General features: G+C 38.6%; 21 protein-coding genes and 1 tRNA gene. 11 read left to right on the top strand and 11 right to left on the bottom strand.

Annotation, left to right across the window (positions count from 1 at the left end):
* Positions 1–98: 98 nt before the first annotated feature.
* From RM539_RS01020 to RM539_RS00985, 8 genes are all read left to right on the top strand, one after another.
* Positions 99–1,244: a 1-acyl-sn-glycerol-3-phosphate acyltransferase gene (locus tag RM539_RS01020; protein ID WP_311501605.1), complete on the top strand. Its 1,146-nt coding sequence runs from the start codon at positions 99–101 to the stop codon at positions 1,242–1,244.
* Entirely contained in the window at positions 1,228–2,256 is a 1,029-nt protein-coding gene (locus RM539_RS01015; protein ID WP_311501604.1) for an asparaginase, read from the top strand. The genes RM539_RS01020 and RM539_RS01015 overlap by 17 nt, the downstream gene beginning before the upstream one ends.
* A gap of 72 nt (positions 2,257–2,328) precedes the next feature.
* Positions 2,329–2,416 (top strand) — tRNA-Ser (locus RM539_RS01010).
* Positions 2,417–2,484: 68 nt separating this feature from the next.
* On the top strand, positions 2,485–3,294 hold the full coding sequence (locus RM539_RS01005; RefSeq protein WP_311501603.1) for a MotA/TolQ/ExbB proton channel family protein: 810 nt from the start codon (positions 2,485–2,487) through the stop codon (positions 3,292–3,294).
* Between the two features lie 18 nt (positions 3,295–3,312).
* Positions 3,313–3,750: a hypothetical protein gene (locus RM539_RS01000; protein ID WP_311501602.1), complete on the top strand. Its 438-nt coding sequence runs from the start codon at positions 3,313–3,315 to the stop codon at positions 3,748–3,750.
* Between the two features lie 3 nt (positions 3,751–3,753).
* Positions 3,754–4,365 carry an ExbD/TolR family protein gene (locus RM539_RS00995; RefSeq protein ID WP_311501601.1) on the top strand — a complete coding sequence of 204 codons (612 nt, stop codon included), beginning with the start codon at positions 3,754–3,756 and terminating at the stop codon, positions 4,363–4,365.
* Positions 4,366–4,408: 43 nt separating this feature from the next.
* Positions 4,409–4,888, top strand: a complete 480-nt coding sequence (locus RM539_RS00990; RefSeq protein WP_311501600.1) for an ExbD/TolR family protein — start codon at positions 4,409–4,411, stop codon at positions 4,886–4,888.
* A gap of 100 nt (positions 4,889–4,988) precedes the next feature.
* A complete protein-coding gene (locus tag RM539_RS00985) occupies positions 4,989–5,711 on the top strand; it encodes a porin family protein (RefSeq protein WP_311501882.1) in 723 nt (240 codons plus the stop codon).
* Here RM539_RS00985 and RM539_RS00980 read toward each other — a convergent pair.
* From RM539_RS00980 to pyrH, 8 genes are all read right to left on the bottom strand, one after another.
* On the bottom strand, positions 5,706–6,311 hold the full coding sequence (locus tag RM539_RS00980; RefSeq protein WP_311501599.1) for a hypothetical protein: 606 nt from the start codon (positions 6,309–6,311) through the stop codon (positions 5,706–5,708). The genes RM539_RS00985 and RM539_RS00980 overlap by 6 nt on opposite strands.
* Entirely contained in the window at positions 6,311–7,771 is a 1,461-nt protein-coding gene (gene rpoN / locus RM539_RS00975; protein ID WP_311501598.1) for an RNA polymerase factor sigma-54, read from the bottom strand. The genes RM539_RS00980 and rpoN overlap by 1 nt, the downstream gene beginning before the upstream one ends.
* Positions 7,772–7,852: 81 nt before the next feature.
* The gene (locus RM539_RS00970) at positions 7,853–8,719 is read right to left on the bottom strand and encodes an RluA family pseudouridine synthase (protein WP_311501597.1); all 867 of its coding nucleotides are present in this window, start codon (positions 8,717–8,719) and stop codon (positions 7,853–7,855) included.
* Positions 8,720–8,823: 104 nt separating this feature from the next.
* On the bottom strand, positions 8,824–10,266 hold the full coding sequence (gene asnS, locus RM539_RS00965; protein WP_311501596.1) for an asparagine--tRNA ligase: 1,443 nt from the start codon (positions 10,264–10,266) through the stop codon (positions 8,824–8,826).
* Between the two features lie 70 nt (positions 10,267–10,336).
* Positions 10,337–12,760: an efflux RND transporter permease subunit gene (locus tag RM539_RS00960; RefSeq protein WP_311501595.1), complete on the bottom strand. Its 2,424-nt coding sequence runs from the start codon at positions 12,758–12,760 to the stop codon at positions 10,337–10,339.
* 77 nt (positions 12,761–12,837) lie between these two features.
* Positions 12,838–15,309: a DUF5686 family protein gene (locus RM539_RS00955; RefSeq protein ID WP_311501594.1), complete on the bottom strand. Its 2,472-nt coding sequence runs from the start codon at positions 15,307–15,309 to the stop codon at positions 12,838–12,840.
* 120 nt (positions 15,310–15,429) lie between these two features.
* Entirely contained in the window at positions 15,430–15,981 is a 552-nt protein-coding gene (gene frr / locus RM539_RS00950; RefSeq protein WP_311501593.1) for a ribosome recycling factor, read from the bottom strand.
* Between the two features lie 31 nt (positions 15,982–16,012).
* Positions 16,013–16,720, bottom strand: a complete 708-nt coding sequence (gene pyrH, locus RM539_RS00945) for a UMP kinase (RefSeq protein WP_311501592.1) — start codon at positions 16,718–16,720, stop codon at positions 16,013–16,015.
* A 188-nt stretch (positions 16,721–16,908) separates the two neighbouring features.
* Here pyrH and RM539_RS00940 point away from each other — a divergent pair, with 188 nt between their 5' ends.
* Positions 16,909–17,598, top strand: coding sequence for a zinc metallopeptidase (locus RM539_RS00940; RefSeq protein ID WP_311501591.1), 690 nt, complete (start codon positions 16,909–16,911; stop codon positions 17,596–17,598).
* Positions 17,599–17,688: 90 nt separating this feature from the next.
* Here the strand turns inward: RM539_RS00940 and RM539_RS00935 are convergent, their stop codons facing one another.
* The 3 genes from RM539_RS00935 to RM539_RS00925 all read right to left on the bottom strand — a co-directional run bounded on the left by RM539_RS00935 (position 17,689) and on the right by RM539_RS00925 (position 19,129).
* A complete protein-coding gene (locus RM539_RS00935; RefSeq protein ID WP_311501590.1) occupies positions 17,689–18,210 on the bottom strand; it encodes a ferritin in 522 nt (173 codons plus the stop codon).
* A 92-nt stretch (positions 18,211–18,302) separates the two neighbouring features.
* Complete coding sequence (locus tag RM539_RS00930; protein ID WP_311501589.1) at positions 18,303–18,617, bottom strand: hypothetical protein; 315 nt, start codon at positions 18,615–18,617, stop codon at positions 18,303–18,305.
* A 41-nt stretch (positions 18,618–18,658) separates the two neighbouring features.
* The gene (locus RM539_RS00925; RefSeq protein ID WP_311501588.1) at positions 18,659–19,129 is read right to left on the bottom strand and encodes an Lrp/AsnC family transcriptional regulator; all 471 of its coding nucleotides are present in this window, start codon (positions 19,127–19,129) and stop codon (positions 18,659–18,661) included.
* A 427-nt stretch (positions 19,130–19,556) separates the two neighbouring features.
* Between RM539_RS00925 and RM539_RS00920 the strand changes: the two genes are divergently transcribed.
* A complete protein-coding gene (locus RM539_RS00920) occupies positions 19,557–19,946 on the top strand; it encodes a DUF423 domain-containing protein (protein ID WP_311501587.1) in 390 nt (129 codons plus the stop codon).
* 75 nt (positions 19,947–20,021) lie between these two features.
* On the top strand, positions 20,022–21,620 hold the full coding sequence (gene pckA / locus RM539_RS00915; RefSeq protein ID WP_311501586.1) for a phosphoenolpyruvate carboxykinase (ATP): 1,599 nt from the start codon (positions 20,022–20,024) through the stop codon (positions 21,618–21,620).
* Positions 21,621–21,765: the final 145 nt, after the last annotated feature.

The raw sequence follows: 21,765 nt of genomic DNA, 5'->3' as shown, positions 1-21,765 counted from the left end.
TATTTGCCTGTAGAGGCAATTAGAGAGTTTGTTTATATTGCCCTGAAAAGACATTAAGTTTAATGTAAAGCTGTTGAAGCTTAGATAAGAGAAAATTAGTGAATAACGATTTTGAAGATATAAGATTTTATAAAGATGAAGAGGTAGAGGAGGCGTTACGGGAATATGTAAGGCATCCAATGGTAAAGGCATTATTCCAGTTTACTTTTCCGGAGAAGGAATATTCGGAGATTGAGGAGCTGGTGGTTTCCTGCCGTTCTATTAGGGATTTTCAGACAAAAGTGATTTATCATTCTGTAGATAAGGTGCTGGAGAGAACTACCGGAGGTCTCACGTACAGTGGATTTAATGACTTGAAGGAGGACGAATCTTATTTTTATATTTCAAATCACCGGGATATTATTCTCGATACTTCATTACTAAATTATACCTTGTACGACCATAATCTTATCATGACGGCTTCAGCTATAGGGGATAATCTTGTTCAAAAGAATTTTCTTCTGGCACTTTCACGGCTCAACCGTAATTTTTTGGTATTGCGCGGGCTGGGGCCAAGGGAAATGCTGAAAAGTTCTATGAAGCTTTCAGAATATATCAGGAAATTGCTTTTTAAAGATAAGCGTTCGGTGTGGATGGCGCAACGGGAAGGGCGCACCAAGGATGGTAGCGATCATACTCAGCAGGGAGTATTAAAAATGCTGGCTATGGCCAAAGGAAAAATGAGCCTGGCCGAATATTTTTCAAATTTAAAAATGGTGCCTGTAGCCATTTCTTATGAATTTGATCCAACCGATATTCTGAAGATGCCTGAACTTATGGCGAAACGTATGAAGGAGACTTATGTAAAATCTGCAAATGAAGATTTTAATTCCATCATGCAGGGAGCAATGGGACAAAAAGGGCGAATTCACATAAGTGCCTGCGGAGTCCTTAATGAAGATGTTTTCACTGAAATTGAGCAGAATGTAGGATCTGTAAATGATCAGTTAAAGGCTGTTGCTGAAAAAATTGATCAGAAAATATATGAAAATTACAAGTTATGGCCAGCTAATTATATCGCTTGTGATTTGGTGAATAATAATGAAAAATATGCTTCAAAATATACAGATAAGGAGAAACGGCAGTTTGAAAGGAGGCTTACCAGAAGAGTAGGTTATAAAAATGCGCTGGAGCTCAACAGTTATTTACTCATGTATGCAAGCCCTGTAATAAACAAAGAAAGCATGTATGAGAAAAAGAGCTAAGATCCTGCTGGTTTACACCGGGGGAACTATTGGGATGATAAAAGATTATGAAACAGGAGCGTTAAAAGCTTTTAATTTTGACGAGCTGTTGCAGAAAATTCCTGAATTAAAGATTCTGGAGCATGAAATTGATACAGTTAGTTTTGAACATCCCATAGATTCTTCAAATATGGATCCCGGCTGCTGGTTGCAAATTGCAGAAACCATTGCGGAAAATTATGAGGAATTCGATGGGTTTGTGGTGCTTCACGGTAGTGATACAATGTCTTATACGGCCTCTGCTCTTAGCTTTATGTTTGAAAATCTCCATAAACCTATCATCTTTACAGGCTCCCAATTACCAATTGGGGATTTGCGGACCGATGCCAAAGAAAATTTAATCACAAGCATCCAAATTGCGGGGCTTCAGAAAAAGGGAAAACCTGTATTATCTGAAATAGGTTTATATTTTGAATATAAACTTTACCGGGCCAACCGTACAACTAAATTAAATGCAGAGCATTTTCAGGCTTTTGGTTCACCTAATTACATGCCTCTTGCAGAATCCGGAGTGTACCTTTCCGTAAATAATCAGGTCTTATGGAAATCTGATAAAAGGCAGGAGATGAAGTTACACAGAGATTTATGCAGGGATATTCTTGTTCTTAAAATTTTTCCTGGAATTACTGAAGATACTGTCAATTATATGCTTTCAAAGAAAGATCTTAAAGGTGTTATCCTGGAAACTTATGGTAGCGGGAATGCTCCTAATTTCAAATGGTTCCTGGATATTCTAAAAGATAAAATCTCTTCAGGATTAAAAATAGTTAATGTTACCCAATGTGTTGGAGGAAGTGTGGCTATGGGTAATTATGAAACCAGTACAGGGCTTAAAGAGATAGGAGTGGTTTCCGGAAAGGACATTACAACCGAGGCAGCAATTGGAAAACTTATGTATTTATTGCAAAAAGATTTATCTCCCAAAGTTTTTAAAACTATATTTGAAACATCGTTGCGTGGTGAAATGTCATAAAATTAACGCATCATGCTTGAAGATGTATGATTTTTTTTGTTATTTGCCGCACCGTATTTAAACATTTTGAATAGAGAGGTGGCCGAGTGGTCGAAGGCGCACGCCTGGAAAGTGTGTATACGCCAAAAGCGTATCGAGGGTTCGAATCCCTTCCTCTCTGCTAAGTGTTTTATTGAAAAATTATTTTTATATTTAACCCTTTAACTAATTAAATTAAGACAAACAGTAATGAAAAGATTATTTTCTATTTTGGTAATCGCCGCGATTATGGTGCTTGGGGCCGTTAATCTAAATGCGGCAAACAGTGTGAATACATTGCCGGGCACAATCGTAAACTTTGTGCAACAAGACGAGGATACTGCAGCTGCGGCTGATGAAGCAGGTGAAGAGGAGTCTGTTGGCTTTCATCAGGAATTAAAAAGACGTTTCATTGAAGGTGGTCCTGGATTTATGGGGATTGTTCTTTTATGTTTAATTCTTGGTTTGGCTATTGCCATAGAAAGGATTATCTTTTTGAACCTTTCAACCACAAACACTAAAAAATTAGCGCAAAACGTAGAAGAAGCTCTTAGAAGTGGTGGCGTTGAAGCTGCTAAAGAAGTTTGTAGAAATACCAGGGGTCCTGTGGCATCTATTTATTATCAGGGTCTTGATCGTGCAGATGAGAGTATTGAAGCTGCTGAAAAAGCGGTTGTTGCTTACGGTGGTGTTCAAATGGGACAACTTGAGAAAAATGTTTCATGGGTTTCTTTATTTATTGCACTTGCTCCTATGCTTGGGTTTATGGGTACGGTAATAGGTATGATTCAGGCTTTTGACAGGATTGAAGCTGCCGGAGATATGCAGCCATCTTTAGTTGCCGGAGGTATTAAAGTAGCACTCTTAACAACTGTATTTGGTCTGATTGTTGCAATTATACTTCAGATTTTCTATAACTACATCATCGCAAAAATCGATAGTATCGTTAACGATATGGAGGATGCGTCAATCCTTTTGATTGATATGTTAGTAGATTATAAGAACAGAAAAAGAGTTTAAGACCAGAATAAATTAATTATGACCATACATAAAATTTTAAAATATCTGGCTATTGTCATTGGCGTAATTGGTCTTATCCTACTGGGAAGGATCATTGCGGCGGGTGATGATGCCATCGATGCCTCGGCCGATCTGCAAACAAGCCTTCTGGTACCATTTATGTGGGTTGCCTACATAGTACTGGCGGTTATTGTGGTGTTGGTAGTAATATTTGTAATAGCGGGGTTATTTAGAGGAAATATTAAAAATACTCTTATTGCTGTTGGAGCCTTTGCGGTAATAGTAATATTAGCTTATGTTTTAACTGATGGATCTGAAGTGATCATGAAAGATGGTACTTCCCTTTCCGCCAGTGGATCGCATTGGGTGGGAGCAGGTTTAGTTACTTTTTATATACTTGCTGCTGTAGCCATCCTGGCAATGATAATATCAGGAGTGAGAAAATTAATAAAATAAATTATGGCTAGAAGATCATCACCAGAAGTTAATGCGGGTTCTATGGCAGATATTGCTTTCCTGCTCTTAATCTTCTTCCTGGTTACTACAACCATTGAGACAGATAAGGGTATCAGCAGGAAGCTACCGCCATGGCAGGACGAAGAAGTGGAACCACCTACACTAAAAATGCGTAATGTGTTTGAGGTTATTATTAATAGTAATAACGAGTTGTTGGTTGAAGATGAAAATTTAGAGGTTAGTGAGCTTCGTGAAGCTGCAATTAAATTTCTTGATAATGGAGGAGGTACAGGTGATGAAGCATGTAGTTTTTGCCAGGGGCCTGCCGATCCTGAACTGTCGGTAAATCCTCAAAAAGCTGTTATAGCACTGCAGAATAACCGGGGTACGGAATATGGTACTTACATTGCAGTTCAGAATGAGCTTGTTGCTGCTTACAATTTCTTGAGAAACCGGGAAGCTTCACGTCTTTATAATGTTACCTTTAATGAAATGGAGGCAGCTTATAACGATCCTAATTATACTGGCGATAAAGATGCGCTGGAGGAGAAGATTGAAGCAATAAAAGATATGATCCCACAGAAATTATCTGAAGCAGAGCCTAAAGAGAGTTAAAAAGTTCAATAACTTTTATATTATTAATTTAAATTGAGCACTTATGTCTAAATTTAAAAAGAAGAAATCCGGAGAGTTGCCTGCTGTTAATACGGCATCTTTGCCTGATATTGTTTTCATGCTGCTTTTCTTCTTTATGGTAGCTACGGTAATGCGTCAGAATACCTTAATGGTACAAAATAAATTACCTTTTGCTGATCAGGTTGAAAAACTGGATAAAAAAGATTTGGTTATGTATATTTATGCAGGTAAACCAAGCGAAAGGTATCAGGAGCAATATGGTAGTGAAGCCCGGATTCAGCTAAATGATAAATTTGCGCGGGTTGAAGAAGTACAGCAATTTATATTTCAGGAGAGGGAATCCAAGCGTGAAGAGCTTGTTCCATATTTAACAACAGCTTTAAAAGTTGATGAAGAAACAAATATGGGGCTGGTTTCTGATATTAAACAGGAACTAAGAAAGGCTGAAGCACTTAAGATTAATTACACAACCGTTCCTGGCGATCCAACCCAGAATATGTAACAGTAGTTTTAAAAATTCAAATAATAATAGCATCCTGTCTAAGTTTTAGACAGGATGTTTTTTTATATTTAATCCTGCAAATAATTTTTCTCTTCTTTTGATGAATATAAAAAATGAGCTTTCTTTCCTGCTTCTTTTTCTGCTATGCAGTTATGGTTTTTGTCAGGAAACAGATCATATTTTTCGGCTTGGTGATAGTATTCCCACAGTTGTTGATAGTGTTTACCGGGAAGATCAGTTTTATATAGGATTTACATTTAACCTTCTTACCAACAAGCCTGATGAAATTTCTCAATCAGGTTTTTCCGGTGGTTTTCAAGTTGGATTTGTTAGGGATTTTCCATTGAATGAGCAAAGGAATATTTCATTGGGTACCGGTTTGGGTTGGGCTATTAATAGCTACGGGCATAATCTTTTTATAGGGGAAGACGAGAACGGAGAGAGTATATTCCGTGCGTTGGATGATGATGTATCTTACGATACCAACAGGTTCACCACGCAAGCCGTAGAAGCTCCTTTGGAAGTTAGGTGGAGAACTTCAACAGCAACCTCCTACAGGTTTTGGAGAATTTACACAGGGTTTCGGCTGGGTTATATTTACCATTTTCGCTCTAATTTTGTGCAGGAAGCCAATAAGGTTAACCAGACGGAAGTTCCGGAACTGGAAAGGTTTCGGCTGGGTGCTACATTTACATTTGGATATAATACTTTTAACTTTCATTTTTATTACAGTCTTAATCCATTTTTTGGTGATGCTACTATTCAGGAGGAACAGCTTGGCATTTCTACATTAAAGATGGGATTGATGTTTTATATTTTATAACCAGTAGTTTAGAACGATAAGCTGTGGCAGAAAACCTATAATTAAACCAAGTATCAACTCCAGAAAGGAGTGGGCTCTGTAATATAGGCGGGAGGAGGCCGTAAGTCCAAGTGCAGTTATCAGAAAAGCAATGCTGTAGATTAAATTTAGATGAAAATGAACCCCCAGGGCTATGATAAACATAGTGAATCCGGATAGGCCAACAAGATGTAAGCTAACTTTTACACGGAAAAAGGCTAAAATTAGGCATGTAAGGCTTGAAAAGAGAATCCCAACAAAATAGAAATATAGAGCCGGATAGTTATAGATATTTAAAATTTGATATAACACCATTATTGTAAGCAAAACGTGGAATAGTAGTGGCCATCTACGTTCCCGTACATCCGGCAGGAAAGGAGAATTTGCTTTTCCCAGATTTTTCAACAGGAAGTAAAAGACCACAGGAATAAAAAGGGTAATTATTGCAATGGCCAGTAATTTTGCTTTGATTAGTTCTAAAGGGAAAAACCTAGGGCTAAGCACGAAATACAGGAGGCTTCCTGCAAATGGCATCCATAAGGGGTGAAAAATATAGGAGGCGCTCTTTAGAAGGAGTTTCATCAAATCTGTTTGCGAAGTCGGGCCACAGATATATCAAGCTGTTCCCTGTATTTTGCCACGGTCCTGCGGGCAATAGGATATCCTTTTTCCTTTAATACTTTTGCCAGCTTTTCATCAGTAAGTGGCTTTTTTTTGTCTTCCTCCTCAATAGAAATTTCCAGGATTTTTTTAATCTCACGTGTAGAAACATCTTCCCCCTGATCGTTTTTCATAGATTCTGAAAAGAACTCCTTAATAAGTTTAGTGCCATACGGCGTATCTACATATTTACTATTAGCCACACGGGATACTGTAGAAACATCCATTTCTATTTCGTCGGCAATATCTTTTAAAATCATTGGCCGCAGGTTACGCTCATCACCTGTTAGAAAATATTCTTTCTGGTAATTCATTATTGAGCTCATGGTAACCATAAGAGTTTGCTGCCGTTGTTTAATGGCTTCTATAAACCATTTGGCAGCATCTAATTTCTGCTTGATAAACATCACCGCATCTTTTTGCTCCCTGGTTTTTTTCTTCGACTCTTTGTAACCTTTCAGCATATTGCTGTAATCGCGGGAAACATGCATTTCAGGAGCGTTACGTCCGTTCAGGCTGAGTTCAAGATCCCCGTCTACTATTTTTATCGTAAAATCGGGAATCACATGCTCTACAACTCTTGTGTTTCCCGAAAAGGCTCCACCCGGTTTAGGATTTAGATGTTCTATAACCTCTATGGCATCCCGTAGCTGCTCTTCAGAAATATCGTGCCGCGTTAATAATTTTGAATAATGCTTTTTACTAAAATGATCAAAGGATTTTTCCATTAAATCATAAGCCAGTGTAACAGCTTCTGTGTTTTCCTTTCTTTTAAGCTGAATGAGAAGGCATTCCTGCAGAGACCTTGCACCTACGCCTGCCGGATCCAGTTTTTGAACCAGCTGTAGTACTTTTTCAACGGTTTCTTCATCGGTATAGATATTTTGTGTGAAGGCTAGATCATCCACAATATCCTGAATACTCCTGCGTATGTATCCGCTTTCATCCACACTTCCTACAAGGAATTCCGCTATTTCCTGTTCAGTTTCATCAAAGCGGAAGGTGTTAAGCTGGGATTTTAGATGCTGTGTAAAAGAAGTTCCTGCAGCATAGGGGACTCTTTTTTCTTCATCATCAGCACTGTAATTATTGGCATTTAACCTGTAACTGGGAATTTCATCATCGCTCAAATATTCATCAACATTAAAATCTTCAAGTGCCTCATCATAGTTGTCTTCCTCCGGCTCATTTTCATTGGAAAAATCATCTTCATATTCGTCGCGCACTTCTTCCCTCCCATCCTCAAGAGCAGGGTTTTCTTCAATTTCCTGCTTTAATCTTTGTTCAAATGCTTGTGTAGGCAGTTGGATCAGTTTCATTAACTGAATCTGCTGAGGAGAGAGTTTTTGAGATAATTTAAAATTTAATTGTTGCTTAAGCATAGAACTTTTTCCTTTATACAAAAATAAGGAAAACAATGCTACGCTTGATTTGGCATAGAAGATGTTTGTGGTAAAATTTTGTTAAGGAGTCAGGAATAAACTCTTTAATTTTAAGAATTTATTCGGATATGGAAGCTCAAATTTTAATTGTTTATCCCTAACTGGGTGATTAAACTCCAGGCCGATAGCAGTCAAAAACAATCCTTTAAATTTGGCAAAGTTTGACCCTCCGTATTGCTTATCTCCAACAATAGGGAATCTATTTTGAGATAAATGAATCCTGATTTGATGTGTACGTCCCGTATGCGGATACACCTTTAAAAGTGAAAAAAACTTATCCTCAGAACTAAAAATTTCCAGCCTTTCTACTGCAGTTTTTGCACATTTTCCTTCAATGCCATCTGTAAAAATTACCTTTTCAGGAGTTTTTCCGGTCACCATAGCTAAATAAATTTTTTGGACCTCCCTCTCCTGGAATTTGTGTTGCATCATATTTAATGCCTGTCTTGTTTTGGCACAAATCAAGAGGCCGCTGGTGGGATTATCAAGCCTGTGTACAGGAAGGGGAGCAGGTAGTGCCGAATCATTTTTGGGAATTTTAAGATTAAAGGGAAGAGCGTTTTCAACTGTTTTGAAGTAATTGCCACTGGTGGGGATTCCTGCAGGTTTGTTAATGATCGCCAGATCTTCATCTTCAAAAAGGATTTCAAGTTTTAGTTTAAATATCTTTTTATTATTTTCTTTTGGCTGAAGTAAATCTATTTTCTGTCCTTCAGCAATCCAGTCCGAGGTTAGGGCAGGTTTACCATTCAGGAGAATTTCTCCGCGCTTAATGGCTTTTTTTATACCGCTGCGGGTAGAAATGACTTTAAAAATAGAAACAGCATATTCCTGCAGGCGTATTTTTTCAGCAATGGCAGGGACTATATGGGTTTCTATTATTTTCATCTTTAGACTAATCTTACAGGTCTTTTCAAAAAATAAAAACCTCACAGATTTCAAAAACCTGCGAGGTTTGCATATTTTTAAAAATTACTCACCATAGATTGTTCTTAAAACTCGGCGTTTTGCGGTGTCCGGGGGAAAGGAATTACATCCCTGATATTGCCCATTCCGGTGGTGAATTGTACCAGCCTTTCAAAGCCAAGTCCAAATCCGCTGTGTACACAGGTGCCAAATTTCCTGGTGTCCAGGTACCACCAAAGCTCTTTTTCATCAATATCCAGTGCCTTCATTTTGTCTTGAAGAACTTCCAGGCGCTCTTCCCGTTGGGAACCTCCTACAATTTCACCAATTCCGGGAAAAAGGATATCCATTGCCCTTACCGTTTTTCCGTCTTCATTAAGCCTCATATAAAAGGCTTTGATGTTGGCAGGATAATCAAAAAGGATTACGGGCGATTTAAAATGTTTTTCTACCAGATAACGCTCGTGCTCACTCTGCAGATCGGCACCCCAGTCTTCAATGAGGTACTGAAATTTTTTCTTTTTATTGGGCTTGCAATCTTTCAGTATTTCAATTGCTTCGGTATAACTTACCCTTTTAAAGTTATTGTCCAGTACAAAATGAAGTTTCTCCAAAAGTCCCATTTCACTGCGTTCTGCCTTCGGCTTTGCCTTATCCTCGTTTTCCAGACGCTGGTCAAGGAACTGAAGGTCATCTTTGCAGTTTTCAAGAATATATTTCAGTACATATTTAATAAAATCTTCGGCAAGGTCCATATTCCCGTCCAGGTCACAAAAAGCAACTTCAGGTTCTATCATCCAGAATTCGGCCAGATGACGGGAAGTATTGGAATTTTCAGCCCTAAAAGTAGGCCCAAAGGTATAAATCTGGCCTAAACCAAGCGCATAAGCTTCTCCTTCTAACTGTCCGGAAACGGTAAGGTTGGTCTCTTTTCCGAAGAAATCTCTTTTATAGTCAATGGAGCCGTCTTCCTTTTTTGGCGGATTCTTTAAATCCAGACCGGTGACTTTAAACATTTCTCCTGCCCCTTCAGCATCACTTCCGGTAATAATGGGGGTGTTTACGTAGTGAAAATTGTTTTGCTGAAAATAGCTGTGCACAGCAAAAGAAAGTTTTGATCGCACACGCATTACCGCCCCAAAGGTATTGGTTCGAACTCTTAAATGTGCCTGCTCTCTTAGCTTTTCAAGACTGTGGCGTTTAGGTGAAAGTATGGTGAGTTTTACTTCTTCGGGATTGGCGTCCCCATGTATTTTGATTTCCTTTACTTCAAGTTCTACCCGCTGCTGGCTTCCGGCACTTTCTTTTAAAGTACCTTTTATTCCTATTGCAGCACCTACAGTTATTCTTTTCAGAATTTCTTCATCGGTTTTTTCAAAATCCAGCACGCACTGCAGGTTATTAATGGTTGATCCGTCATTAAGTGCAATAAATCTATTGCTTCTGAAGGAACGCACCCATCCGTTCACCTGAAACTCCTGTAAAAACTGATTGCTGTCCAGTATTTCAGCAATTTTTGATTGTATCATTATTGGTTGGATTTAGATGAAAACAAAGATAAATTTTCCCTTGAAGCCCACAAAGCTTTGATTTTCAATTTTAATATTTGTTGTTATTCTCCTTATTTTCCACATTATTATCAGCTTCTTCATCGCTTTCAATAATATCTATGGCCGGCTCTTTAAGTACCTCTTTATTGGCGATGCTTTTTTCCAGTGAAAGCAGCAGGGAAGGTAATAAGAGGAGATTGGCAAGCATAGCGAATAGTAATGTGGCAGAAACGAGTCCGCCAAGTGCAACGGTTCCGCCGAAACTGCTTATCATAAATACTGAAAATCCAAAGAACAGCACAATAGAAGTATAAAACATGCTCACCCCGGTTTCTTTTAGCGCGGCATAAACCGATCGCTTTATTTTCCAGTTATTGCTTTTTAATTCCTGGCGGTATTTTGCCAAAAAGTGTATAGTATCGTCTACTGATATACCAAAGGCGATGCTGAAAACCAGAATTGTGGACGGTTTAATAGGTACGCCGAGAAAACCCATCATTCCTGCTGTTACCAGTAAAGGAAGAAGGTTTGGCACCAGCGAGATCAGGATCATTCGAAAAGACCTGAACATCCAGGCCATAAGTATGGCAATAAGAAAAATTGCCAGTGATAAAGAGAGTACCAGATTTTTTACCAGGTAACTTGTACCTTTCTGAAAAATTAAGGCCTTTCCGGTAAGGGAAACTTCATAACGATCTTCGGGAAAAATTTTATTAATCTGCGGCCAGAGGTTTTCTTCAATTCGCTCCATTTCTTCGGTGCCAATATCCTTCATAAAAGTTGTTATACGGCCATATTGTCCTGTAGAATCTATATAGGAAGAAAGAAGGTTATCTGTAGAAGACATGCCTTTTATATATGGCATAATAAAGTTTTGTTCCTGCGAAGAAGGTAATTGATAATATTGGGGATCATTATTGTAAAAAGCCTGTTTTGAATATTTTACCAGCCGAACTACTGAAAGTGGTTGGGAAAGTTCAGGGACATCAGCAATAATATTTTCCAGGTTTTCCATCCTTTTCAGGGTGGAAAGTTTCATAACGCCCTGCTTTCTTTTAGTGTCGATAAGGATTTCCAGAGGCATTATTCCGTCAAATTTCTCTTCAAAAAATTCAATATCATGAAAAAATTCCGCATCCTGCGGCATATCCTCTAGTAAACTTCCCGAAACCTTTATGTTGTAAATCCCAATAATACTCAGCGCCAGCAAGGTTACAGAGGCTATATAAATACTAATGCGGCGGTGGCGCACCATTTTTTCCATCCATCCCACAAAGGCCCCTATCCACCTTTTGTTAAGATGTTTCAGGTGTTTTTCTTTGGGCAGCGACATATAGCTGTAGATCACCGGAATAACCATAAGGCAAAGGAGGAAAAGTGCAAGAATATTTATTGAAGCCACAATACCGAATTCCTTTAGCAGTGTGCTGTCAGTAAGGATAAAAGTGGCAAAACCGGAGGCGGTGGTAAGGTTGGTCATAAGAGTGGCATTACCAACCTTGGTGATTACACGTTGCAGGGATTTCGCCTGGTTCCCATGTTTCTGGATTTCCTGCTGGTACTTGTTAATCAGGAAAATACAGTTTGGGATTCCAATTACAATAATGAGCGGCGGGATTATTGCCGTGAGAATGGTAATTTCATAATGCAAAAGACCAATTACTCCAAAAGCCCACATTACCCCAATGCACACGGTAATCATAGAAATAAAAGTAGCCCTGACCGAGCGGAAAAAGAAAAAGAAGATGAGTGAGGTTACTAAGAGGGCAGCTAATAGAAAAAGGCTGATCTCATCTATGATATTCTGGGAATTAAGCGTTCGTATGTATGGCATTCCCGAAACCCGAACATCAAGATCATATCTTTCATTAAATTCGTTTAGCAGTGGTTCCAGCTGGTCCAGCACAAATGTTTTTCGCTCTTTTGAATTTACTATGTCTTTGTTTACGTAAAGTGCAGACTGTATGGTATTGGAATGTGAACTGTAAATTAAATTTTCATAAAAAGGAAGACCGTTAAAAAGCTCATTTTCGTATTCCTGTAATTGGTTTTTATCGGGATTCCCTTCTTCAATAAAAGGAACCATTTCAAACCTGTTGGGGTCATTAAATTTCTCCAGGGTCTGTAAACCGTTAATGGATAGCACGTAATCTACCTGCGGAAAAGTTTCCAGGCTGTCGTTAAGAGCCGTCCAGGCCTTGAATTTTTCAGGGGTAAAGAGAGCGGAGTCCTGTACCGCAATTACAATAAGGTTCCCTTCTTCTCCAAACTTGTCAAGAAAATCATTATAAGCCTGATTTATAGGATGATCGTCCGGCAACAGGTTGGCTTCAGTATATGAAAAACGCATGTTTTTCCACTGTGTAGCCAGCGCAACTGTTATCCCAACAATAAGAATTATAATGGCCAGCCTGTTCCGAAGAATAAGCCGGGCTACGGAATTCCAGAATCCAAAGCTGAAAATCTTAGACATGCTGATTTTTTAAAGGAGTGCAAAGGTAGAAAAAGCTTCTCTAACTTCTTAAGTTATAGCTTTCAAATAAAGAGGTCTCACAGTTGTAGCTGAAAGCTGAATTTGAGTGAAATATTATCCTCAAAATCCGGAAGATGATACGCGCCATAGCGATATGCTGTAGTAAGACCAAAACCTGCGAAGATATTATTTAGTTCCAGTCCAACTTCAGAAAAACCATGTTCCATCACTTTAAAATCGCTATCAGTGTGTTTATCTTTATTTTCAAAATCACCAATGGCAAACCGGGAAACGATTACCAGATTGGGTTGGATGGAACGGGTGAAATAAAAAGGCCTTAGTTGATGCCTAATATTCAGCATTGCCTGCCTGTCGCTGTAAAATTCGTTAAAATACATGGTCTCAAAACTTGTTTTTCCGGCCACGGCAAAGCGGTTTAGAATTTCATATTCATTTGTGTTATTGGGGGAGGCGTGGAAGGTATGGGTAAGAGGAAGTTCGCCAAAAGCATAATTCCCCTCCAGGATAAATTCTGTACGGCTTTGGTCCAGCCTTCTTATTTGGTAATCTACTCTAAGACCAAGCCTGCTAAAGGTAAAATCTCCTTCTGCAATGTCTTTAAAGGCATGGGAAAATTGAGCGGTAAAACGGGGAAACCCATGTTCAATCACTACATAATCTTCAGGAGTATGCAAAAATTTGCTGAAGGGCTGCCACAAAAATGACAGGCCTGCTTCGGCAAGTTGATATTCCGAATAAACCCTTCCTTCATGTAAATAGCGATAATCGAAACTATCATTCATTGATATATCGCTTCTGCTTACGGTGATTTCTGTTTCCAGCGAAGAGGTAAAGCGATGCTCCAGAGAGGCATGTAGATTTTCATAGTCGTAGAAATTGGTAATATTGGAATATCGCGGCTGAAGTATAGAAAAGTCATTTACCTTCTTTTGATAAGAAAATGCTCCAAATTCTTTTATTTCGCTGGTGTATGTTAATTCCAGGCTGGTGCCGGTAGATTTATTTAAAAAAATCTCGCTGCCCAGACTGTATTTAAAGGTATGATCTTTAAATCCATAAGCGATATAACCGTTTAAGTTGAAGCTGTTTGAAAAACGGCTGTTGGTTTTTCCGCCTGCCCCAATTTTAATTCCTTCATAACGGTTATACTTTAATAGATTATTTAGGCTCAAATCCCAAAAAGATAGTGGATAATAGCCGTTCCCTACGGCCTTTTTTACTTCCAGTTTCCGTTCGATGTTCCGGGCGTTAATAACACTGTCAACCAAAGCGGCCGTATTCCTGTCCCGTTGCGTGAAAATTTCCTGACGGTTTTCGCGCCAGAATGTTTCCGGTTGTTCCTCAACCCCGGGTAGAACCTCAATATGTGCAGCACCCGTTTTAATTGGAGAAAATCCTTTCAGGTCTATATCATAATTAGTGGATGTGGAAGAGAGGTAAGCATTATTGTCACCAGGGGCGCCTCCAAAAATGTTATTCAGGATGTTGTCCTTTCTCTGCAGTGTTCCCACAGAAATCAGCCCGCCAAAAACCGAAATATCCTTACCTCCTGAACCTGGTCTTATGGTGGTGACCTGCTTTTTCGGGAACCATAGATCGTGTTCAGGATGATAATTGTAGTAATGGTTAACCTCCAGTTTTATTGCGCCCAAAAGCTGGGCTTTTGCCTGTTGTATGGCATAACTTAATGTATCCAGGTAAAGCAATCCTTCCAGGCCTGCTACGGCTTCCTGTCTCCTGGGTTCAAAGTAGATAACGTATGCAGGACGCTCAACTGTGGTGGTATCCAGAATGGTGTAATAATAGTTTTTGAAGCTGTTATCTGCCAGCGGCCCGGCATATTCGGTCTCAAAAAGCTTGTAATCATTTTTATAGAGGGAAAGCGGATTGCTTTTAAGAGAAAGCACTTCGTAAACCGGTTCTTCAAAACCTGCGTTTTCAAGGCCCAGAACGGTTTCTTTTAATCCCTTGCGGCTATTGTAACTGTTGCGGGAAACTTTTTCTGAAAGAAAAGCCCTTCCGGCATTAATGATCGTTTCCATTTCAAGATTGGAGGTATCAGCTCTAAGGCGCATATCTTTTGAAAGGTTATCAATCAAAAATTTAGTATAGGTTTTATAACTAAAATGCCTGAGTGCCCTTTGCGGGTCATTTTGATCTTTATTCGCAATTGCTCTACGGATAATGGCATTTGCCGGATTTTCTTCGGAAGAAAGCACCACGCTTTGCAATTGCTCTACAGCAGGTTGCAGTTTTATCATCACGTACTGCACCGCATTGGAAATTTCAACGGTTTTGCTGCGGAAGCCTACATAGGAAATATTTAGTTGGATTTCCTTTTGGTCATACTCAAGCTGAAATGAACCGTCGATATTTGTTAAAAGCTGACTATTATTTCCAAAGTTGATGCTGGCATAAGGCAGAGGTTCGCCGTTTTCTGCATTTACAATTCTTCCTGAAATACTTGTTTGGGCATTAATGCTGCAAACAGAAAATAAAATTGAAAGCAAAATCAGCCAATTACTCATATCTTCTTCTTTGGATAAAAGATACCACAGATTTTAGCTACAATTAAAATAAAATTGCCAAATTCGGACTGCTGCAAAGCAATCAATTTGGCAATTTTAATATGTATCATGAGAGAACTATTATATAGTCATGATCTCTTTTTCTTTGGCAGCAAGGATTTCATCTATTTTTTCAATATGGGCATCGGTAAGTTCCTGAATATCCACTTCAGCATTTTTTTTAAGATCTTCTGATATATCCAGTTTCTTTAATTCGTTATTGGCAAGCTTTCGGTCATTACGCACTCCTACCTTTGCATCTTCAGCTTCAGCTTTAGCATTTTTAACCAGCTGTGTACGTCTTTCTTCAGTTAATGGCGGTACATTGATGATAACGCTATCACCGTTGTTCATTGGGTTAAAACCAAGGTTGGCATGCATAATGCCTTTTTCAATTTCCCCAATGAGATTTTTTTCGAAGGGCTGGATGGTAATAGTGCGTGCATCGGGAGTGCTAACATTGGCCACCTGGTTTAGAGGCGTTTGGGATCCATAATACTCTACCATCACTCCTCCCAGCATGGCCGGATTTGCTTTTCCTGCACGAATATTTACCAATTGCTTTTTTAAATGCTCGATGGCTTTATCCATGCCTTCTTTGGCGCTATCTATAACAAATTCAATTTCTTCCATTTTATTAGAATTTTTAACCTTTTCTTTTTAATTATAAATTGACTTTAGTGCCCACCTTTTCTCCTGTAACAACCTTAAGCAGGTTGCCCGGGGTGTTCATATCAAAAACAATAATAGGCAGTTCATTTTCCTGGCTTAAAGTAAAAGCTGTGGTATCCATTACTTTTAGACCCTTTTTTATAACATCTTCAAAAGTAATATAATCAAATTTGGTTGCCTTCTTGTCTTTTTCAGGATCTGCAGTATAAATACCATCCACGCGGGTTCCCTTCAGGATAACATCAGAATGTATTTCAATCGCTCTAAGTACTGCGGCAGAATCTGTAGTGAAATATGGATTTCCCGTGCCGCCACCAAAAATAACCACTCTTCCTTTTTCCAGGTGCCTTATGGCTTTCCTGCGGATAAAAGGTTCTGCAACCTCATTAATTTTTATAGCCGATTGTAACCTGGTCTGCACGCCATTATCTTCCAGTGCGCTCTGCAGTGCAAGCCCGTTAATTACTGTTGCAAGCATTCCCATGTGGTCTCCCTGTACACGATCCATTCCTTTGCTGGCACCGGCAACACCCCTAAAAATGTTTCCCCCGCCAATCACTATTGCTACTTCAATTCCCGTGTTGATAACAGTTTTTATTTCTTCGGCATATTCTGCCAGTCGTGTAGGATCAATGCCATATTGGCGTTCTCCCATTAAGGCTTCCCCGGATAATTTAAGAAGTATTCTTTTATAGTGCATAGCGAGATTTATAAATGATTGATGCAAATATATATAATATCTTAGTTTGAGAAATAACATATATAAAAGGAATGTAATTCCATTTAGGATTAAATCTTGTGGCAGAAACAAATTGACATGTTTGCGGTAAGAATTGGATTGGCCGGATTTTTGTTATCTTAAATGCTAATAATTCAAGAAGAATAAACATGTTTGGATATTATATAATTGCAGGATTAATATTTATTGTGAGCTTGTACGTGAGCAATAAATTGAAGAGTAAGTTTAAAAAATACTCTAAGGTTCATCTTCAGAACGGGATGACAGGAAAGGAAATTGCTGAAAAAATGCTTCATGATAATGGCATTTATGACGTAAAGGTGATTTCTACGCCGGGAATGTTAACTGACCATTACAACCCCAGTAAAAAAACCATCAATTTAAGCGAGGGTGTGTACTCCCAGCATAATGCTGCAGCGGCTGCGGTTGCTGCGCATGAGTGTGGTCATGCCGTTCAGCACGCAAAGGCATATAGCTGGTTGCAAATGAGAAGCAAACTGGTGCCGGTGGTGAGTGTGGCTTCACGATTGTCTCAATGGGTGATTTTTGGAGGTCTTATGCTAATGGTAACCACTGCCATGGGGAGTACCATATTATTGATTGGTATAATTATGTTTGGTTTGGGAACTTTATTCAGCTTTATTACACTTCCAGTGGAATATGATGCAAGTAAGCGGGCACTGGTGTGGCTTGAAACTGAAAACATGCTAAGCCGGCAGGAACATGAAGCTGCTGAAGATTCGTTAAAGTGGGCTGCCAGGACTTATGTGGTGGCGGCAATTGGTTCTTTAGCTACCTTGCTTTACTTCCTTAGTATTTATATGGGAGGAAGAGACTAAGGGATTGTTCAAATAAGGTAATGGATGGTACCATAAACAACAAAAAAGGCTGCAGAAAATGCAGCCTTTTACTGTTATAACAGGTTTATATTATTCCCTGATTTGGGGGATTCTTTCGTCGATTAACTTTAACCCGGGTTTATTGTTAGCATCAATTAGATCAAACAATTCCAGGGCACGTCTCATCATTTGTTCTTCTTCCATTTGTTCTTTTACAAACCACTGTAAAAATGTTTCGGTGGTAAGATCCTGAATCTTTCTGCACTTGTAAACTATGTTATGGATGGATTTTGTGATGGCAATTTCCTGGTCCAGCGCAGATTCAAAAATTTCTTCCAGAGAATTGTATTCATGGAGAATATTTGAAACTTCCGGGGAATATGCCGTACCACCATTATCATTGATAAAGCGGAAAATCTTCATCATATGCTCCCTTTCTTCAGCAGCTTGTGCATAGAAAAACTCAGCACTATAGATAAGGCCATTATGATCACACCAGGAGGCCATGGCAAGATATGCCGAAGAAGATTGTGCTTCTTTCCTGATTTGGTTATTAAGAAGATCCATGACTTCCACATGAATGCTCAATTTTTGTCTTACAAGATCTTTCATATTACTTTTTTATAAATTTAATGAAAAAGCAGGTATGTGCCTAATTGCCTAATAAATTTAGAAGTAATCTAAATCAATTGAAGAAATAGGGTTTAAACGCTCGTACTAAGGATAGAATTAAGCTCGAGCATTCCAAATGTTCCAATAACTAACTCCTGAAGATCAAGTATATCTACAGTGTCCAGAATAAAAATATGCTCACGGTTACAAAGCATAAGAATTTCAAAACCATGTTTATTTTCTCCGTTAAAGTGGGATTTCGGATTTATATTTTTCACCTGTTGGCGAAATGCCAGAAGCTGGCAAAAGCTAAATTTTACTGTTTTATGATTAAAATCTACATAAAAGCAGCGGCCCCTGTCGCACTGAAAAGATGTAAAGTATTGAGAAGAATATAATCGCTTCATGGCAGGGCAAACTTAATTCTTATTTAGAATAAATACAAATATCAAATCTTAATTTGTCGCTTTATTTGCTGATTTAGAGAAATAAAAGTTTCAGTTCTTGAAACGCCTTCTATACCCTGAATGTTTTTGTTAAGCACCTGCATTAGATGTTCATTGTCTTTACACAGGATTTTTAAAAAAATTGACCAGTTTCCCGTGGTGTAGTGGCATTCTATAACTTCCGGGATTTCCCTTAATTGATTAACCGCCCTTGGATTACTTACTGCTTTATCCAGATATACGCCTACAAAGGCCATTGTTTTGTAGCCAAGAATCCTCGGGTCTATCATTAATTTAGAACCTTCAATCAGGCCGGATTTTTCCAGCTTTCTTAAACGTTGATGTACGGCTGCTCCGGTAATGCCAATTTTACGGGCAATCTCAAGAATGGGTTTTTTTGCATCTTCCATTAAAGCACTTAAGATGGTTTTGTCTATACCATCTATAACTACATTTTGATCAACAACTTTCATATTGGCAGGTTTTGGTTGTAAAGCTAAAATAAGAAATTAGCTTCACAACTTTAATTTCTAATCCATCATGGATATTATGGCATAAGTACTCGCTGTATATTTCTTTTAAAATCGATATCATGACCCATAGTTCTGAAGAACCGGCTTGTAATTTTCTGCTGAAGAATTAGTTTTTGAAGTAGCTGCGGATACCTGGAGTTTTATCTACACAAGATCGTCCAGGTCAACTTCTTGCTATGGCACTTTATCTCTTGAATTACTCATCCCGCTGCAGGCAGTTCAGCAAAGGGTTTATTATGATTTTTGCAGATATTATTTTAATATTTGTTGTATAAATTAAATTAGTTTTGTGCAGCGTACTTTAAATCATTAAACTTTGTATCTGCAGGAATTCAACAGGACCTTCAGTATGCTGAAATACTTTGTGATGAATAAAAAGTTTCTTATTGCGGGAGCCATTTTCGGTCTTTTAGGAGTTATTATTGGAGCTTTCGCTGCCCATGGGCTTAAGCCGCTCATATCTCAGGAATCCTTTCAGTCTTTTGAAACGGGAGTGAAATATCAAATGTACCATGCTTTATTTTTACTAATATTAGGAGGATGGAATTTCCTTTCGCAAAAGTTGAAGGATGCTACTTTTTACCTTTTGGTATTCGGTATAACTTTTTTTTCCGGATCAATTTATCTCTTAGCCACTAATAATCTTACAAATATTGACTTTAGAAGTATAGCTTTAGTTACACCACTTGGTGGAAGCTTACTAATAATTGGATGGCTTCTGGTACTAATAAGCATTTTAAAGTTAAAAAAGAAATAAAACAGCCATATAAGCTTTCCGGTACATAAAGATTTCTAATTTTGTAACAGTAATAAACCACACAAAATTCAAATTATGTTTGCTAACACTCAAACTACGAAAACGATTTCGTTAGAAGCTTACGGAATTCAGGATGCTAAAATTAAATATCAATTGTCTCCACAGGAGCTTCATAATGAAACAATCAAAAAGGGAGAGGGCGTAGAAGCCGGTTCAGGAGCTTTAGCAGTAAATACAGGGAGGTTTACAGGCCGTTCTCCCAAAGACCGCTTTATAGTTAAAGATGAAGTTACCAAAGATGATGTTTGGTGGGGAGACATTAATATTCCTTTTGAAGAAGACAAATTTGACCATTTATATAAGAAAGTAACAACATATCTTTCGGGTAAGGAGGTTTATGTTCGGGATGCCTATGCCTGTGCAGATGAAAATTACCGCATGAACATTAGGGCAATTACAGAATATCCCTGGTCTAATATGTTTGCCTACAATATGTTTTTGAGGCCTGATGAGGGGGAACTGGAAAGTTTTGAGCAGGAATGGAGTATTATTAATGCGCCGGGATTTCAGGCTGATCCTGAGACTGACGGGACGCGCCAGGGAAACTTCGCGATACTTAATTTTAAGAAAAAGATAGTCTTAATTGGAGGTACAGGCTATACGGGAGAGATAAAGAAAGGGATTTTTTCAGCACTTAATTTTATCCTGCCAATGTACCATAAGACTTTACCCATGCACTGTTCAGCCAATGTAGGTGAAGCAGAGGATACTGCTATTTTCTTCGGTTTGTCCGGAACCGGAAAAACAACCCTTTCAGCAGATCCTGAGAGAAAATTGATAGGAGATGATGAACACGGCTGGACCCCGGAAAATACCATCTTTAATTTTGAAGGCGGTTGCTATGCAAAGGTCATTAATCTCACTGAAGAAAACGAATCGGAAATCTTTAACGCTATAAAACCCGGGGCAATTCTGGAAAATGTGATATTAGATAAAAAAGGAAATGTAGATTTTAAAAGTACTTCAATAACACCTAATACACGGGTGAGCTATCCTATAGACTATATTAATAAAATTCAGGAATCTTCGGTTGGGGAAAATCCTAAGAATGTTTTCTTCCTTACTGCCGATGCTTTTGGTGTTTTGCCTCCTATCAGCAAATTAACACCCGGCCAGGCTGCCTACCATTTTATTAGCGGTTATACGGCTAAAGTAGCGGGAACAGAGGCGGGAATAGACGAGCCTGTGCCAAGTTTTTCAGCCTGTTTTGGGGCACCTTTTATGCCGCTGCATCCCACGCGTTATGCTGAAATGCTTATCAAAAAGATGAAAGATGCCAATGTAAATGTATGGCTGGTAAATACCGGCTGGACAGGAGGATCATATGGTACCGGAAGCCGTATGAAATTGCATTATACCAGGGCAATGATAAGTGCTGCTCTGGAAGGAAAACTTGATAATGTTGAATTTGAAACGCATGATGTCTTTGGTTTACACATACCTTTAACCTGTAATAATGTGCCATCTGAAGTTCTTAACCCACGTAACACATGGAGCAATAAAGAGAATTATGATCACAAAGTTAGAGAATTGGCATCTTCATTTAAATCTAATTTCAGGCAGTACAAAAGCTTTGCAAATAAGGAAATTATAAATGGAGGACCTGTTGTTTGAGTTTAATTAGTTGAAAACAAAAATCCGGTATTTTTAGAAAGATGCCGGATTTTTTAATGATTAAAGTGAGGAGTGGGCAGTTGACATATAAAAAATATGAGGTGTGACCTCCAATTCTAGATTTCCAGTCTACAGCTTAAAATTC

It is taken from the genome of Autumnicola musiva, assembly GCF_031846585.1.
GTDB classification, from domain to species: Bacteria; Bacteroidota; Bacteroidia; order Flavobacteriales; family Flavobacteriaceae; genus Autumnicola; species Autumnicola musiva.
This window is presented reverse-complemented; position numbering and strand designations above follow the sequence as displayed.

Bases quoted from the DNA above. Each gene is read 5' to 3' on its own strand.
- RM539_RS01015 (WP_311501604.1), top strand. From the start codon at position 1,228: ATGAGAAAAAGAGCTAAGATCCTGCTGGTTTACACCGGGGGAACTATT.
- RM539_RS01005 (WP_311501603.1), top strand. From the start codon at position 2,485: ATGAAAAGATTATTTTCTATTTTGGTAATCGCCGCGATTATGGTGCTT.
- RM539_RS01000 (WP_311501602.1), top strand. From the start codon at position 3,313: ATGACCATACATAAAATTTTAAAATATCTGGCTATTGTCATTGGCGTA.
- RM539_RS00995 (WP_311501601.1), top strand. From the start codon at position 3,754: ATGGCTAGAAGATCATCACCAGAAGTTAATGCGGGTTCTATGGCAGAT.
- RM539_RS00990 (WP_311501600.1), top strand. From the start codon at position 4,409: ATGTCTAAATTTAAAAAGAAGAAATCCGGAGAGTTGCCTGCTGTTAAT.
- RM539_RS00985 (WP_311501882.1), top strand. From the start codon at position 4,989: ATGAATATAAAAAATGAGCTTTCTTTCCTGCTTCTTTTTCTGCTATGC.
- RM539_RS00980 (WP_311501599.1), bottom strand. From the start codon at position 6,311: ATGAAACTCCTTCTAAAGAGCGCCTCCTATATTTTTCACCCCTTATGG.
- rpoN (WP_311501598.1), bottom strand. From the start codon at position 7,771: ATGCTTAAGCAACAATTAAATTTTAAATTATCTCAAAAACTCTCTCCT.
- RM539_RS00970 (WP_311501597.1), bottom strand. From the start codon at position 8,719: ATGAAAATAATAGAAACCCATATAGTCCCTGCCATTGCTGAAAAAATA.
- asnS (WP_311501596.1), bottom strand. From the start codon at position 10,266: ATGATACAATCAAAAATTGCTGAAATACTGGACAGCAATCAGTTTTTA.
- RM539_RS00960 (WP_311501595.1), bottom strand. From the start codon at position 12,760: ATGTCTAAGATTTTCAGCTTTGGATTCTGGAATTCCGTAGCCCGGCTT.
- RM539_RS00955 (WP_311501594.1), bottom strand. From the start codon at position 15,309: ATGAGTAATTGGCTGATTTTGCTTTCAATTTTATTTTCTGTTTGCAGC.
- frr (WP_311501593.1), bottom strand. From the start codon at position 15,981: ATGGAAGAAATTGAATTTGTTATAGATAGCGCCAAAGAAGGCATGGAT.
- pyrH (WP_311501592.1), bottom strand. From the start codon at position 16,720: ATGCACTATAAAAGAATACTTCTTAAATTATCCGGGGAAGCCTTAATG.
- RM539_RS00940 (WP_311501591.1), top strand. From the start codon at position 16,909: ATGTTTGGATATTATATAATTGCAGGATTAATATTTATTGTGAGCTTG.
- RM539_RS00935 (WP_311501590.1), bottom strand. From the start codon at position 18,210: ATGAAAGATCTTGTAAGACAAAAATTGAGCATTCATGTGGAAGTCATG.
- RM539_RS00930 (WP_311501589.1), bottom strand. From the start codon at position 18,617: ATGAAGCGATTATATTCTTCTCAATACTTTACATCTTTTCAGTGCGAC.
- RM539_RS00925 (WP_311501588.1), bottom strand. From the start codon at position 19,129: ATGAAAGTTGTTGATCAAAATGTAGTTATAGATGGTATAGACAAAACC.
- RM539_RS00920 (WP_311501587.1), top strand. From the start codon at position 19,557: ATGAATAAAAAGTTTCTTATTGCGGGAGCCATTTTCGGTCTTTTAGGA.
- pckA (WP_311501586.1), top strand. From the start codon at position 20,022: ATGTTTGCTAACACTCAAACTACGAAAACGATTTCGTTAGAAGCTTAC.